12 protein-coding genes are annotated in these 14,712 nt (G+C 65.9%); 4 read left to right on the forward strand and 8 right to left on the reverse strand.

Annotated features, from left to right (window positions below; genetic code table 11):
• The first annotated feature begins 995 nt into the window (after nt 1-995).
• Nucleotides 996-5,390 (forward strand): beta strand repeat-containing protein, encoded by a 4,395-nt coding sequence (locus M3O59_RS02585; protein WP_116905942.1) that lies wholly within the window; start codon nt 996-998, stop codon nt 5,388-5,390.
• A gap of 333 nt (nt 5,391-5,723) precedes the next feature.
• On the opposite strand, the gene fis is transcribed toward M3O59_RS02585, so the two are convergent.
• The 3 genes from fis to M3O59_RS02600 form a co-directional block, all read right to left on the reverse strand.
• Nucleotides 5,724-5,996 carry a DNA-binding transcriptional regulator Fis gene (gene fis / locus M3O59_RS02590; protein ID WP_002804983.1) on the reverse strand — a complete coding sequence of 91 codons (273 nt, stop codon included), beginning with the start codon at nt 5,994-5,996 and terminating at the stop codon, nt 5,724-5,726.
• Between the two features lie 116 nt (nt 5,997-6,112).
• A complete protein-coding gene (locus M3O59_RS02595; protein WP_116905941.1) occupies nt 6,113-7,333 on the reverse strand; it encodes a DUF3426 domain-containing protein in 1,221 nt (406 codons plus the stop codon).
• 271 nt (nt 7,334-7,604) lie between these two features.
• A complete protein-coding gene (locus tag M3O59_RS02600; protein ID WP_064629881.1) occupies nt 7,605-7,982 on the reverse strand; it encodes a helix-turn-helix transcriptional regulator in 378 nt (125 codons plus the stop codon).
• 143 nt (nt 7,983-8,125) lie between these two features.
• On the opposite strand from M3O59_RS02600, the gene M3O59_RS02605 reads away from it, so the two are divergent.
• The gene (locus tag M3O59_RS02605) at nt 8,126-8,635 is read left to right on the forward strand and encodes a hypothetical protein (protein ID WP_116905940.1); all 510 of its coding nucleotides are present in this window, start codon (nt 8,126-8,128) and stop codon (nt 8,633-8,635) included.
• A gap of 9 nt (nt 8,636-8,644) precedes the next feature.
• Here M3O59_RS02605 and prmA read toward each other — a convergent pair whose 3' ends face one another.
• Nucleotides 8,645-9,577 (reverse strand): 50S ribosomal protein L11 methyltransferase, encoded by a 933-nt coding sequence (prmA, locus tag M3O59_RS02610; RefSeq protein WP_064629885.1) that lies wholly within the window; start codon nt 9,575-9,577, stop codon nt 8,645-8,647.
• A 575-nt stretch (nt 9,578-10,152) separates the two neighbouring features.
• Between prmA and M3O59_RS02615 the strand changes: the two genes are divergently transcribed.
• Together M3O59_RS02615 and M3O59_RS02620 are read left to right on the forward strand one after the other, a co-directional pair.
• The gene (locus M3O59_RS02615) at nt 10,153-11,082 is read left to right on the forward strand and encodes a hypothetical protein (RefSeq protein WP_116905939.1); all 930 of its coding nucleotides are present in this window, start codon (nt 10,153-10,155) and stop codon (nt 11,080-11,082) included.
• Complete coding sequence (locus M3O59_RS02620; protein WP_064629889.1) at nt 11,079-11,444, forward strand: hypothetical protein; 366 nt, start codon at nt 11,079-11,081, stop codon at nt 11,442-11,444. The genes M3O59_RS02615 and M3O59_RS02620 overlap by 4 nt, the downstream gene beginning before the upstream one ends.
• 361 nt (nt 11,445-11,805) lie before the next feature.
• On the opposite strand, the gene accC is transcribed toward M3O59_RS02620, so the two are convergent.
• The 4 genes from accC to aroQ all read right to left on the reverse strand — a co-directional run bounded on the left by accC (nt 11,806) and on the right by aroQ (nt 14,648).
• Nucleotides 11,806-13,173 (reverse strand): acetyl-CoA carboxylase biotin carboxylase subunit, encoded by a 1,368-nt coding sequence (gene accC / locus M3O59_RS02625; protein WP_064629891.1) that lies wholly within the window; start codon nt 13,171-13,173, stop codon nt 11,806-11,808.
• A complete protein-coding gene (locus M3O59_RS02630) occupies nt 13,163-13,540 on the reverse strand; it encodes a four helix bundle protein (RefSeq protein ID WP_239686939.1) in 378 nt (125 codons plus the stop codon). The genes accC and M3O59_RS02630 overlap by 11 nt, the downstream gene beginning before the upstream one ends.
• A 77-nt stretch (nt 13,541-13,617) precedes the next feature.
• Nucleotides 13,618-14,103: an acetyl-CoA carboxylase biotin carboxyl carrier protein gene (gene accB, locus M3O59_RS02635; protein ID WP_116905938.1), complete on the reverse strand. Its 486-nt coding sequence runs from the start codon at nt 14,101-14,103 to the stop codon at nt 13,618-13,620.
• A gap of 98 nt (nt 14,104-14,201) precedes the next feature.
• Entirely contained in the window at nt 14,202-14,648 is a 447-nt protein-coding gene (gene aroQ / locus M3O59_RS02640) for a type II 3-dehydroquinate dehydratase (RefSeq protein ID WP_116905937.1), read from the reverse strand.
• Between the last annotated feature and the right edge of the window lie 64 nt (nt 14,649-14,712).

The raw sequence follows: 14,712 nt of genomic DNA on the forward strand, positions 1-14,712 counted from the left end.
TGACGGGAAGCTTCCAGGCGCTGCTACGGGCGCAGGGTTGGTGGGCGCTAGAGCGCAACGGCATCGGGCGACAGCGGGTGACGACCACGTGCCGTTCGGTCGAGGTGTTCGGTTGCCAGACATGATCACGCAGATGTCGGCGAAGCGATCGCTCCACCCAAGGCTGTCTGGCACTCGGCGAGATACCTGCAATCGAACGGCCACCTGCGGTGGTGTCGTGTACTGACTGCAGCTGATGTCAGTCATGGCAGCGCGCTGCCGGCTTGCCGTAAATGCGGCAGCTGCCGCGCATGATCGACCCGGCGGAGAAGAGGAGCGCGCTGATGCAGTGAGATAAAGTCCGCGTCACAAACGCAAAATGACTGAGTGCACATCTGAAAAGCGACATTCGACCATTGCGATTAAATTGATTTGGCGGGCCAATTCACCAATAAATAATGCATTAATCACGAAAACACTTTGCTGTAAAAATCGGCGGGCTGCCGGTCTGTCCGAAAGCGAGCGATTCGCCAAATGACATAATCAAGACCAGTTCGCATATTTAGAAAAAAGTTGGAAATCTCGGCGCAACGCGCGTTTCGCGCTTCGGTATCGGAAACATGTTTTCTGCTGTGGCGACATCTGCCATGTGCTGCTGAATCACGATCTGGACTCGCTGATCTGTTGAGTTCCCTAACGTTCAAAGGCAATGACGCTGTCGGCGAGGCGTCCACCACTACTTGCTGCAAGGGCTGCCGTGCAGGAGCCAGCCTTGCCCTCATCCTAAGCTGCGTCTTGCCGTCACGGCGATCCATGACCCTGCGATTCAAGCAAGACACCCCAGCGCACTCCGCGCCCTAGGGCGTTCCCGAAGGACCACCATTGCCGTTCCGACGCAGTCCTTGCCAGCGGGAGGATGCGTTTCGCCCGCATGGGCGTCGCTCCCATCTTTCTATCGGCGATGGCATGAACCTGACTTGCGCGGCTGTTTTAGAAAATTCAGATGAGATTATCTTATGAATCGTGAAAAAGTTTTGGCATTACGCACATGCACAAACAACATGTCCGATCATTGTGGATTGATCTGGCCGAAAAGCGGTCCGGTCGAATGCAGGCATTGGCAGCCTAGCGTCAAACAGGAAAATGGTTTGACCGGTTTGTTGTGGGGGCAGGGAACCAATGCGCATCTGAACATGCATGCCGATGCGCACTGGGTGGTGTGCATGGTGGAGACCGCAGATATCATCTGGTTGGGCGAAGAGGGAATGATCAAGTTCCCAAAGGCCGACGTGGTCTACGCCGGTAACCGTGCGGGCGCGATGAGCTGCATCGCCGCCGGCATCGAGCAACACGCGCCACCCAAACCCGAATTGCCTGACGACACGGTCATGGCTGCGGAATTCACCCCCAAGGCACCGCACGCGCAGTTCACCGCACCGGCTGTTGAAAGCGGTCCGCATTCCACCGCGCCACTTCCATCACCGCCCAACGGCACCGATCCCCAAGCCGCGCAGCCGTCCAATACGATCCTGCGCACCCGCGAAATCGCCACCTATGGCAGCACGCTCACCGGCGCCGATCAGAGTCAGCTGATCGCAGGCTATGGAAGCACCGAGACCGCCGGTAACGGCAGCGAGTTGATCGCCGGCTATGGCAGTACCGGCGTGGCCGGATCCGACAGCACCATCGTGGCCGGCTATGGCAGTTCCCAGACCGCAGGCGGGGGCAGCACGCTCACTGCCGGCTATGGCAGCACCCAGACCGCGCGCCAGGGCAGCGAGCTGACGGCAGGTTACGGCAGTACCGAAACTGCCGGTGCAGACAGCTCGCTGATCGCCGGCTATGGCAGCACGCAAACCTCCGGCGGCGACAGCTCGTTGACTGCCGGCTACGGCAGCACCCAAACCGCGCGGAACGGCAGCGACCTCACCGCAGGCTACGGCAGCACCAGCACGGCGGGCACCGATAGTTCGCTGATCGCCGGCTACGGCAGCACCCAGACCTCGGGCGGAGAAAGCTCGCTGACCGCCGGCTATGGCAGCACGCAGACAGCGCAGGACGGCAGTGACCTCACCGCCGGCTATGGCAGCACGGGCACCGCCGGTGCCGATAGCTCATTGATCGCCGGTTATGGCAGTACGCAGACATCGGGCAACGACAGCTCGCTGACGGCAGGCTACGGCAGCACCCAGACCGCCCGCACCGGCAGCGACCTCACTGCGGGTTACGGCAGCACATCCACTGCCGGTGCGGACAGCACGCTGATCGCCGGCTATGGCAGCACCCAGACCTCCGGCGGGGACAGCTCGCTCACCGCCGGCTACGGCAGCACGCAGACTGCGCGCAAAGGCAGCGATCTAACTGCCGGCTATGGCAGCACCGCAACCGCCGGTGCGGACAGCACGCTGATCGCCGGTTATGGCAGCACCCAGACATCGGGCGGCGACAGTTCGCTGACCGCCGGCTACGGCAGCACGCAGACCGCGCGCAGCGGCAGCGACCTGACCACCGGCTATGGCAGCACCTCCACGGCCGGCGCCGACAGCACATTGATTGCAGGCTACGGCAGCACGCAGACCTCCGGCGGCGAAAGCTCGCTGACTGCCGGTTATGGAAGCACCCAGACGGCGCGAAGCGGTAGCGACCTGACCACTGGCTACGGCAGCACCTCCACGGCCGGCGCCGACAGCACCTTGATCGCCGGTTATGGCAGCACCCAGACATCGGGCGGCGACAGTTCGCTGACCGCCGGCTACGGCAGCACGCAAACCGCACGCAAGGGCAGCGACCTGACCACCGGCTACGGCAGTACCTCCACGGCCGGCGCTGACAGCACCTTGATTGCCGGTTATGGCAGTACCCAGACATCCGGCGGGGACAGCTCCCTCACTGCGGGTTACGGCAGCACGCAAACCGCGCGCAGCGGTAGCGACCTGACCACCGGCTACGGCAGTACCTCCACGGCGGGTGCCGACAGCACCTTGATCGCCGGTTATGGCAGCACGCAGACGTCCGGTGGTGAAAGTTCGCTCACTGCGGGCTACGGCAGCACGCAAACGGCACGCAAGGGCAGCGACCTCACCACTGGCTACGGCAGCACCTCCACGGCCGGCGCCGACAGCACCTTGATTGCCGGTTATGGCAGCACCCAGACATCGGGCGGCGACAGTTCGCTGACCGCCGGCTACGGCAGCACGCAAACCGCGCGCAAAGGCAGCGACCTCACCACCGGCTATGGCAGCACCTCCACGGCCGGTGCCGACAGCACCTTGATTGCAGGGTACGGAAGTACCCAGACCTCCGGCGGGGAAAGTTCGCTCACTGCCGGCTACGGCAGCACGCAAACCGCACGTAAGGGCAGCGACCTCACCACCGGCTATGGCAGCACATCGACCGCCGGTGCCGACAGCACGCTGATCGCCGGTTATGGCAGCACCCAGACCTCCGGCGGCGACAGCTCGCTCACTGCCGGCTACGGCAGCACGCAAACCGCACGTAAGGGCAGCGACCTCACCACCGGCTATGGCAGCACATCGACCGCCGGTGCCGACAGCACGCTGATCGCCGGCTATGGCAGCACCCAGACCTCCGGGGGCGACAGCTCGCTCACTGCCGGCTACGGCAGTACGCAAACCGCACGTAAGGGCAGTGACCTCACCGCCGGTTACGGGAGCACTTCAACTGCGGGTTCTGACAGTTCGCTGATCGCAGGCTATGGCAGCACGCAGACGGCCGGCTTCAAAAGCATCCTGACCACCGGCTACGGCAGCACCCAGACCGCGCAAGAGGGCAGCATGCTCACTGCCGGCTATGGCAGTTCGTCCACCGCCGGCTCCGACAGCTCGCTGATCGCCGGCTACGGCAGCACCCAGACGGCCGGCTTCAAAAGCATCCTCACCGCAGGCTACGGCAGCACCCAGACCGCGCAGGAGCGCAGCACGCTCACCACCGGTTACGGCAGCACATCGACGGCAGGGCATGACAGTACGCTGATTGCCGGCTATGGCAGTACCCAGACCGCCGGCTACAAGAGCATTCTCACCACCGGCTATGGCAGCACCCAGACCGCGCAGGAAAGCAGTTCGCTGATCGCCGGCTACGGCAGTTCCTCCATGGCCGGCCCGGACAGCTCGCTGATCGCGGGTTATGGCAGTACCCAGACTGCCGGTTACGACAGCTTCCTGACGGCCGGTTACGGCAGTACCCAGACCGCGCAGAGCAGCAGCTGGTTGATCACCGGCTACGGCAGTACGTCCACCGCCAGCTTCCAGAGTTCGTTGATTGCCGGCTATGGCAGCACGCAGACGGCCGGCTACGAAAGTACCTTGACCGCCGGCTACGGCAGCACCCAGACGGCGCAGGAAATCAGTTGGCTCACCACCGGCTACGGCAGCACGCAAACGGCCGGCCATGGCAGCATCCTGACCGCCGGTTACGGCAGCAATTCCACCGCCGGCTATGAAAGCACCCTGATCGCGGGATATGGCAGTACCCAGACCGCCGGCTACGAAAGCACCCTGACCGCCGGTTACGGCAGCACGCTGACCGCGCTGGAAAACAGCTCGCTCACCGCCGGCTACGGCAGTACCGAAATCGCCGGTTTCTCCAGCACGCTGATCGCCGGCTACGGCAGCACCTTGATGGCCCTGGACAACAGTACGCTGACGGCAGGCTACGGCAGCACCGAGACCGCAGGACAGGACAGCTCGCTGATCGCCGGGTATGGCAGCAGCCTGACCAGTGGCGTGCGCAGCTATCTGACCGCTGGCTATGGCAGCAACCAGATCGCAAGCTACGGAAGCTCGTTGATCGCAGGACACGAAAGTACCCAGATTGCCGGCCATCGCAGCATGTTGATCGCCGGCAAGCTGAGTTCGCAGACGGCCGGTTCGCGCAGCACGCTGATCGCCGGCAGGGGCAGCATCCAGACCGCAGGCGACCGCAGCAAGCTGATCGCCGGCGCCGACAGCACCCAGATCGCCGGCGATCGCAGCAAGTTGCTGGCCGGCAGCAACAGCTTCCTCACCGCGGGGGACCGCAGCAAACTCACCGCAGGCGACGATTGCTCGCTGATGGCAGGCGACCGCAGCAAGTTGACCGCCGGCAAGAACAGCATCCTGACCGCGGGCGCCAACAGCCGGTTGATCGGTAGCCTGGGCTCCACCCTCACCGGTGGCGAAGACTCGGTGCTGATCTTCCGATGCTGGGACGGCAAGCGCTATACCAACATCATTGCCAAGACCGGCGAGGAGGGTGTCGAAGCCGATACCGCCTATCAGGTCGACGACGACAAGAACGTGGTCGAAAAATTCGACGATCCTTTCGACACGATCGAAGCGATCGTGCTCGAGCATGACAACGGGTCGGCGTCTGCAGCCGATCACGCGCCTGACGCGCATGCACCCCACTGAGCAAGCAACGCACGCAGGCAATCTGCGGCGTTGATCAGCGGCTGCAGCCAACTGCCCGATGAGCGGCAGTTGGCCTGATCTGCTCAAACACGCATTGCAGTGCCCCCGATGACTGCCGCATGCCCGCCTGGCGTCGCCAGTCCCTGAAGCGGGTCACGCAGAGTGAAACGCGCATGTCAGCGCCGGATGCGCATCGGCAGAGCGAGGCATCCAGACGACGCTCCATGCATCAGCGCTCAGGGCGGCTTGGCTTCGTCAACCATGGCAGTGGAGCGCACTGAACAGCCAGCGACGCTGCACCGCTCTCACGATTCGCCAATCCTACTCCTGGCGTCAGGTCAGCCCGTACTCTTTCAACTTCTTGCGCAACGTCGCCCGGTGAATGCCCAGCATGGCCGCGGCGCGGCTCTGGTTGCCTTCGCAGTGGTTGAGCACTTCGACGAACAACGGGATCTCCATCTCGCGCAGCACGATTTCATACACATCATCGGCGTCGCTGCCGTCCAGGTCGCGCAGATAACGGCGCACGGACTGGGCCACGTGTTCGCGCAGGGGCGACTTCGGGGCGCCACGACTGGTGTCAGGACGAGAGGGGGCTGCGTTCAAAGGAGGTTCCCAGTGTCACGAAGCCGGGACGCGTGGCCGGCGAGGGGGAGTGAGTCTAGCGCGTGACCTCATCGCTCGCCACGCCCGTGTGACGCATGCGTGGCGGTCGCGCCCGCTCACCGGAAGTCGAAACTGAAGGCTGCCGTGCTCGCGGCCGGTTCGCGCACGCGGAACGCCACCTGCACCGCCTGCCCCGGCGCCAGGGTGTCCTGCGCGTCTGGCGACGGGCCCAGATACTCCTGTGGCGACAGCACGCGGGTGCCGATCACCCGGCCATCGGCGTCGGACAGCGACAGCTGCAGCCACGGCCAGGCCTGCGCCCAGCGCGCGTCGTTACGGAAGCTGGCCTGGATCTGCAGCACGCCGGCCACGCCAGGCAGCGGGCGCACATCGCGGTTGAGCAGGGTCAGCGCCGCCGGCTCGCGCCAGGCCGGCAACGTGCAGCGCGCCAGGGTGCAGGCCGCGCTGACCAACGGGCGCCAGCGTGCATTGCTGGCCAGCTGGGCACGGTCGGCAATGACGATTTGCAAGCCGAGCACAGCGACCAAGCCCACCAACACCGCCCACTGCAGCCCGCTGGCGCGCAGGCGCGGACGGCCGATGCCACGCCGCGCAAACGCAGGGGCGGCGGCAGCGGGCAGGGGATGGAACTGCGCTGTGGTGTCGCGTGGCGCGCCACCGACATCGGCCTCCACCTCCGCGGGATCGGCTGCCGGTGCGCTGGCGGTGGCGAGTTCGGTTGCTGCCGGATCGGTGCGGCCGGAAAGACGATCTGCGTGCGGTGCGCTGTCGGTCACGCTCGTCACCTGGTGGCTTGCGCTGGTGTCGGTGTCGGTTGTCGTGATGATCGTCGGCGTTGCCGCGGCGCCTGCAGGCCGCGCAGAGGCTGGCGCTGTTGCAATTGAAGTGTCACGGCCCGTCGTGTGTGCGGACGCTGGTGGTGTGCCCGGCGCATTCGGATAAGACGCGTCGCGATCGGCTGCCGCACGCAGCGCACCCGGCTGCGCCGCGTCCACGGTGCCTGGCAGTGGTTGCGTGTTTTGGTCCGGGCGGCCCGCAGCAGCTGCATCGGTAACGGTAACGGGCGGGGCCAGCCCGTGGTCGCCGGGGACGGTATGCGCGGCGGCCGACGCAGAAGGCGCAGGCACGCGCGGCGCCGGTGGCGCGGCGACCCGCTCCGCTGCTGGGGCCGGCGGCAATGCGGAAGCCGGGGCCGGTGGCACCTGCTCTGCCGGTTCGGTGGGCGGCACAGCCGGGGTCGGAATCAGCGATGGAGCGGCCGGCGTCGCACGCAGGAACGTGGCCAGGGGGCGGCGCGGTGGCGGAGTCTCGGACATCGGCAGGCGTGCAGCGGGAAGAGCCCTATTCAACCACGCGCATGGCGCAGGGCGAACCGGCAAGCGTCTGTGCTGACGCCAATCGCGCAGCGCAGCTCACGCCGACGGCCGCCGCCGAACCACCGCAAGCAAGCGAGTCCCATCCAGGCCCGGCCCCAAAGATGTGGGAGCTGCCACCAGCGAAACGTCCTCTTGGACAATCAGCCCCGGCAATGTCAGCTCGCCGATTCCCGATTCCCGATTCCCGAATCCCGAATCCCGAATCCCGAGCTCACCGCCTGCGCCGCGTCTTCCCCTCGGCCAGCAACAGATCCAGCAGGCCGCTGCGCTGGCGCGGCGCCAGGGTGTCGAAGCGGGTCAGCAGCACGCGTTGCTGGTCGTCCAGGCGCCGGTATTGCGCCGGTTCTTCGGCAATGGCCGACACCGGCGGGCCGAACACGCGCTCGCCGCGGCCGGTGGCCAGGTATTCGAACGCCATGCCGCTGCGCTTGGCCAGGCCGATCAGGTTCTCCACCGACGGGGCGGTGCCCTCGGCCATCTCCCACTGCGCCACGGCGCTGCGGGTGACGCCCAACTCGCCGGCCAGGGCTTCCTGGGTCAGCTTGGTGAGGCTGCGGGCTTCGCGTACCCGTTCGTACAGCTTGCTCACACGGCACCGTTGGAAAGCAGGCAGGGCCGGGAGATATAGCCCTAGCAGCGCTTGGGGATAGTTCGTATGTCTTTCATATCGGCATATGTTTGCGATACTGTCGCGTCGTCAATGACGACAACAGCACAGCGAACTCAAGGAGGATGTTCATGGTCGAGCCTGCCGTTCCCAAGCCCGACGCCCACGGGCGCAGTACCACCCCGCCTTCCGCGCCCGCAGACGCGCCATGGCCGGCGCATTCGCCACTGGACCCTGCGGTAAAACACTTTCGTGGCGCCCCCAGTTTTCAGGTCTGGCGACGCGGTTCCGAGTGGACGGCGGTTGCCGAGGGCGTGCAGTGGTCAGCCGCGCTGGCACCACGCGTCCGGGCGCTGCGCGACCGGCGCTGGTCGCTGCTGGCGGTGAGTGTGCTCATGCTGGGCGTGGCCGGTGCAGTGGCGCTTGCAGGCGCACAGGCGTGGTCGCCCCCAGCATGGGCAGTGCTGCTGGTGGCAGAGGTGGTGCTGCGGCTGTGCGTGGCCCGCTGGGCCGGGCGTTGGCGCACTGCGGCGCTGCAACGCAGCGGCTGGCAGCCGGTGACCCGGCTGCGGGCGATCAGCGTGGCCGATGCGGTGACCACCGCGCAGATCCGCGCCGCCCGGCCACCGCGTTAGCCGTGCGGATTACGCGCCGGAGGACGCGCGGCGCACGCCGTCGATGCGCATCCAGTCTTCATCGCGTTCGCAGCGCAGTTGCTCGAACCAGGGGGCGTAGCGTTCCAGCAAGGCGTCTTCCTGGCCGTGCAGGATGCCGCACATCGCAAAGCGTCCACCCGGGGCCACGCGTGCGGCCAGCAGCTCGGCCAGCGCGTCCAGCGCCGTTGCCAGGATGTTGGCCACCACCACCGAGTAGGTCTGCACCGGCTCGTCCTCCGGCATGTAGGCCGTCAGTTGCGCTTGCAGGCCATTGCGCTCGGCATTCTCGGCAGTGGCCAGCAGCGCTTGCGGGTCGTTGTCCACGCCCACCGCGCTGGCGGCGCCCAGTTTGAGCGCGGCCAGCGCAAGAATGCCCGAGCCGCAACCGAAGTCGAGTACATGCGCGCCTTGCAGCGCGCCACTGGTGCCCAGGCTGTCGAGCCAGCGCAGGCACAACGCGGTGGTCGGGCTGGCGCCCGAGCCGTAGGCCAGGCCCGGATCCAGCCGCACCACCGCCGCTTCTGGAGTATCGGCAGCCTCGGGCAGGTCGTGATTCCACGGCACGATAAAGGTGCGCGCGCCGAACTGCATCGGCTTGAACAGGTCCATCCAGGCGCGTATCCAGTCGCTGTCTTCCACCATGCGAAACGCGACCTGGCTCCAGTCCAGGCCCGGATCGAAGGCTTCCAGCGCCGCCAGCACCACCAGCGCGTCGCTTTCGCCGTCGAACAGCGCAGTCATTGTCAGCCTGTCCCACAACGGCATTTCGCCCACGCCGGGTTCGAGAAGGGCGTGCTCGTTGCTGGTACCGGCATCGGCGTCGAGCATGGTCACCGCCAGTGCGCCGACATCGTCCAGCGCATTCTGGAAACGGGGCTGGGTGACCTCGGAACAGGAAAGGGTCAGTTCAAGAAACGGCATCGTGGCGGTCGGGTCATTCGAAAGCACGCATCGTAGACCATTCGTGTTGGCCTGCCCCAACGCAGCCGCGCTGCGCGGATGGCTGCATTCGGAGCAGTCGCCGCCCCTGGAGTATTGCCTCGCGCATACAGATGGCTTGGGGCAATGAGTGTTCCTGATGAAAAGTGCTTCGTTGCCGGGCAGCTGTGCGGTGTTGTTCAAGCAGGGCGTGCGGGATCCTGGTGCCTGCTTGCGATGAGGCTGCAATCGGGGCGCGGTGACGTGCGTGCTGGTGTTGGCGGTGTATCGGCTGGCCGCGTCTCGGTGTGTCGATGACACTGCCGCGTGATCGAACAAGGTGCGCGTTGCCATTCGCGTCGAATCACGCTGAAGGTCAGCCGCACCTTTACCAACGCACAGCGTGGCGTGCCTGTCGCGCGCCACGCACCTGCACTCCGCGCAGGCCGTCATTGCCGGTATCGCCCCTCCCGCGACGCGCGCTGGCAGCGTCCGCTTGGCCGCGGCTGTGCGCATGGGCGGGTGCTAGACTCCGCGCCGTCGCTGCGGGTGTTGCCGCGGCAGGGTCGCCGCCTGTCATGCCGCTTGTTCGTGCCCGCCATCTCTGGCTGTTGCTCGCTCCTGCCGCGCTTGCGGCGGCCGGGTGGTGGCATGTGCGCGCGCAGCCGGCCGAGCACGCTGCTCACCGATCAGTGGCTGTTTCTGCCAGCACTGCGCACCTCAGCGGTGTGACAACGCCGCAGCACGCGTTTGCAGAGCACGGCACGGCACTGCAGCTGCCCTACCGCGACGCGGTGGAAGCGCAACCGGATCTGTACCGCTACGCGCAGCAATTGCTGCAGCAGGTACGTGCCGGCGATGCGCAAGCAGGTTGGCGATTGAGCCGTGTCTACGATTACTGCGCGCCCTATGCGGCCAGCCCGTCCGGCTATGCCGCCGACAGTGCCTGGATCGCCGCGCAACACACCCCCGGGGTGGTGGCGATGCACGCCGCGCGTGAGCGCGTGGCGCAGCGCTGCGCCGGTTTTGCCCTCGCCGATGGATTAAGCGTGCGCGTGGTCGCCCAGCAACGCCAGGCCGCGGCGCGTGCCGGCAGCCTGGCCGCCGAGGCCGCCATGCTGGCACTGGGCGAACCCTTGCAGGCATCGCCCGGCTACAAGCGCGCGCTGGTGCAACGCGTGCTGGCCTCGCGCGATCCGGAAGCCTATCTGGCCCTGGCCCCGGCCATGGGCGCGCGCGCCAGCGGCGATGACAGTCTGCAAGGCTATGTGGCCGGCGATCAGTTCGCCGAACTGGCCTGGCAAGTGGCCGCGTGCCGGCTGGGGCTGGATTGCAGCGCCGACAGCACCCTGGTCACCAGTTATTGCGCCAACGCCGGCATCTGCTCGCGCGATGCCGCGCAGGATTTTGTGTCGTTCGTATTCGATGCCGCGGTGCCGCGGCAGGGAGCAGACAGGGTGGATGAGATGGTCGATAAATTGGTATCCGAGCCGGGAGCGCAGTCATGAATTACCGTCGGTTGGCGCATGGCGCCAAGTTCTGGTTCTGGGTCGCATTGTTCGTGGCGTATTCGGCGGCGGCGGTGGGCATCGTGATGATCGATACCGCCGATCATCGCTACCAGCCGCTGTCGGTGAAATCCACCAGCGTCACCGCCGACGAACAGCAGCGCCGGCACGGCGCAAGCCAGGTTGCAGCGGTGTACCGCGCCAGCAGCGCCATGCCGTTTTCCACCTTGCCGGCAGGCTCGACGTTTCAGGTGGTGTGGCCGGACGGCTCCACCGAAACCATGACCGTGGTCGACCCGTCATCGGCCAGCGGCATCGTGCCGGTGCCCGGCAGCCAGCAGGCGCCTGCGCCGCGGCGGTGAACGTGCAGCGCGTCGCGTGTCGCTAGAGCACGGCCGCTGCGCATCCGGTAGCGCGGGCGGCACCGGCGGGAGCGTGCGGGGCGCAGCCCAGCCACTGTCACGTTTGCAGATGACCGAAGAACTGCACATCGGATCCGGCGCTGCTTGCGCCATCGGTCTTCGAACACTCGGTTCCGTGAGAGCGCACCCTGGCGCGACAGGGCTCTACCGATAACGCCCCATCGCGCCCGGCTGCGCTCCTACGCATGGACCGGCTGGCTTGCAGGGCTGACGGCGCGATGCAGTGTGGCGCGACGCCCCAGGGAGCAACAAAAAAGCCCGGTTTCCCGGGCTTTTTCGCAACTTGCCATGGCGCTTGCGATCAGGTCAACGCGATCGACTTGTTCTTGCGCTCGGCCAGGCGCTTTTCCAGGTAGTGGATGTTCTGCCCACCGGCCTGGAAGCCCTTGTCGCGCATGATGCGCTGCTGCAGCGGGATGTTGGTCTTGATGCCGTCCACCACCATCTCGCTCAGCGCCACGCGCATGCGCGCGATCGCGGTTTCGCGGTCCGGGCCGTGCACGATCAGCTTGCCGATCATCGAGTCGTAGTTCGGCGGTACCTTGTAGCCGGCGTAGATGTGCGTATCCACACGCACACCCGGGCCACCGGGTGGATGGAAGGCGGTGATCAGGCCCGGGTTGGGCATGAAGGTTTCCGGGTCTTCGGCGTTGATGCGGCACTCGATCGCATGCCCGCGCAGCACGATGTCGCTCTGCTTGATGCTGAGCTTGTGGCCGGCGGCGATGCGCAGCTGCTCGCACACCAGGTCAATGCCGGTGATGCGCTCGGTCACCGGGTGCTCCACCTGGATACGCGTGTTCATTTCGATAAAGTAGAAACGCCCGCCTTCGAACAGGAATTCGAAGGTGCCCGCGCCGCGGTAACCGATGCGGATGCAGGCGTCCACGCAGACCTTGCCGATGGCGTTGCGCAGTTCTTCGGTGATGCCCGGTGCGGGGGCTTCTTCCACTACTTTCTGGTGGCGGCGCTGCATCGAGCAATCGCGTTCGCCCAGATGGATCGCACCGCCCTGGCCGTCGGCCAGCACCTGGATTTCCACGTGCCGCGGATTTTCCAGGAACTTCTCCATGTAGACCTGATCGTTGCTGAAAGCGGCCTTGGCTTCGGACTTGGTGGTCTCGATCGCGGCCTTGAGCGCCGCTTCCGAATGCACCACGCGCATGCCGCGCCCGCCGCCACCGCCGGCGGCCTTGATGATCACCGGGTAGCCGATCTCGCGCGCCACCTTGGTGTTGGCGACGATGTCATCGCCCAGCGGGCCGCCCGAGCCGGGCACGCACGGCACGCCAGCGGCCTTCATCGCGCGGATCGCTTCGACCTTGTCGCCCATCAGGCGGATGGTGTCGGCCTTGGGGCCGATGAAGATGAAGCCGGATTCTTCCACGCGCTCGGCAAAGTCGGCGTTTTCCGACAAAAAGCCGTAACCGGGATGGATGGCCTGCGCATCGGTGACCTCGGCCGCGGCGATCAACGCCGGGATGTTGAGGTAACTGTCGCTGGACGCGGCCGGGCCGATACACACCGACTCATCGGCCATGGCGACGTGCTTGAGGTTGCGGTCGACCGTGGAATGCACCGCGACCGTGCGAATGCCGAGCGTGTGGCACGCGCGCAGGATGCGCAGCGCGATTTCACCTCGGTTGGCGATGACGACTTTATCGAGCATGGGATTCGGGATTCGGGATTGGGGAGTCGTACAGGGCGCTGGATTCGCGCAGATGGCGCGATTGTTCCAGCGTGCGGATCAATGCATTGAGCCTGGCAAACGTGCGATTCAGCAGATCGACAGTTGCCGCACCGGGCGATGCGAACTGCAGGCGTGTTGCAATCTGCAGTTGCGTGTCCAGCTCCGCCAGCGAGCCTCGCGCCATCGAGAGATAACGCAGGTATTCGGCGGTGGAGCGCCGTGCAGCACCTTCGGCGATGTTGGACGGTACGCTGATTGCCGCACGCCGCATCTGTGCTGTCAGTCCAAAACGTTCGGAATCGGGAAAATCGTGGCTCAGGCGGTAGATCGCTTCGACAAGCGACATCGCATCGCGCCACACCGTCAGGCGCTCATGCGGTCGCTCTTGCGAATCCCGAATCACGATTCCCGAATCCCGGCGCTTCAGCCAATCACAAACAGCGGCTGATCGAATTCCACCGGCTGGCCGGTTTCGCCGAGGATGGCCACGATGGTGCCGGAAGCGTCGGCTTCGATCGGGTTGAACATCTTCATCGCTTCGATGATCGCCAGGGTGTCGCCGGCCTTGACCTGCTGGCCAACGGTGACGAAGGCCGGCTTGTCCGGTGCGGGCGAGATGTAGAACGTGCCGACCATCGGTGCGCGCAGCACGTGGCCCTCGGGCAGTGCTGCGCCCTGCTTGGCGCCGCCGGTGGAGGCTTCGGTGGGCGACTGCATCGGCATGGTGGCCGCAGCCGGCGCCTGTGCGGCCGGGGCCGGCGCGTATTGCTGCACCGGGGCGCTCATCATCGCCGTGCCCTTGGGCACGCGCGCCAGGCGCACGCTTTCTTCGCCTTCCTTGATCTCGATTTCGGCGAGATTGGATTCTTCGAGCAGGTCGATCAGTTTCTTGATTTTGCGGAGATCCATAAGGGCCTCTGGAAGTGAAACGGTGGGGAGTGCCGGCGGATGCCGGCGGGAATAGGGTCAGGACGCAGGCACGCTGGCCGAGGTCGGTGCTGCAGGTGTCATGCGTCGCGCTCCAGGCGCGCAATCACCGCTTCCAGCGCCAGCCGGTAACTGTCTGCGCCAAAACCGCAGATGACGCCCTCGGCCTTGTCGCTGAGATAGCTGTGGTGACGGAACGGTTCACGCGCATGCGGATTGGACAGATGGATTTCCACAAACGGCAGCCCCACGCCCAGCAGCGCGTCGCGCAGCGCCACCGAGGTGTGGGTGAACGCGGCCGGGTTGATCAGGATGTAGGCAGTGCCGTCTTCGCGTGCGGCGTGGATGCGGTCCACCAGCACGTGCTCGGCATTGGATTGCAGGCAGCTGAGCGTATGCCCGGCTGCCTGCGCATGGTCGACCAGGGCCGCATCGATCTGTGCCAGCGTGGTGCGCCCGTAGACCTCCGGCTCGCGGGTGCCGAGCAGGTTGAGGTTGGGGCCGTGCAACAGCAGCAGGTGGGCCATGGGATCCAGCAGAGTGGAAAGGCCCGAAGTCTGCGCGATGTGGGCGTTGCTGTCCAGATAGGCG

Source organism: Xanthomonas nasturtii (assembly GCF_023337365.3).
Taxonomy (GTDB): Bacteria; Pseudomonadota; Gammaproteobacteria; order Xanthomonadales; family Xanthomonadaceae; genus Xanthomonas; species Xanthomonas nasturtii.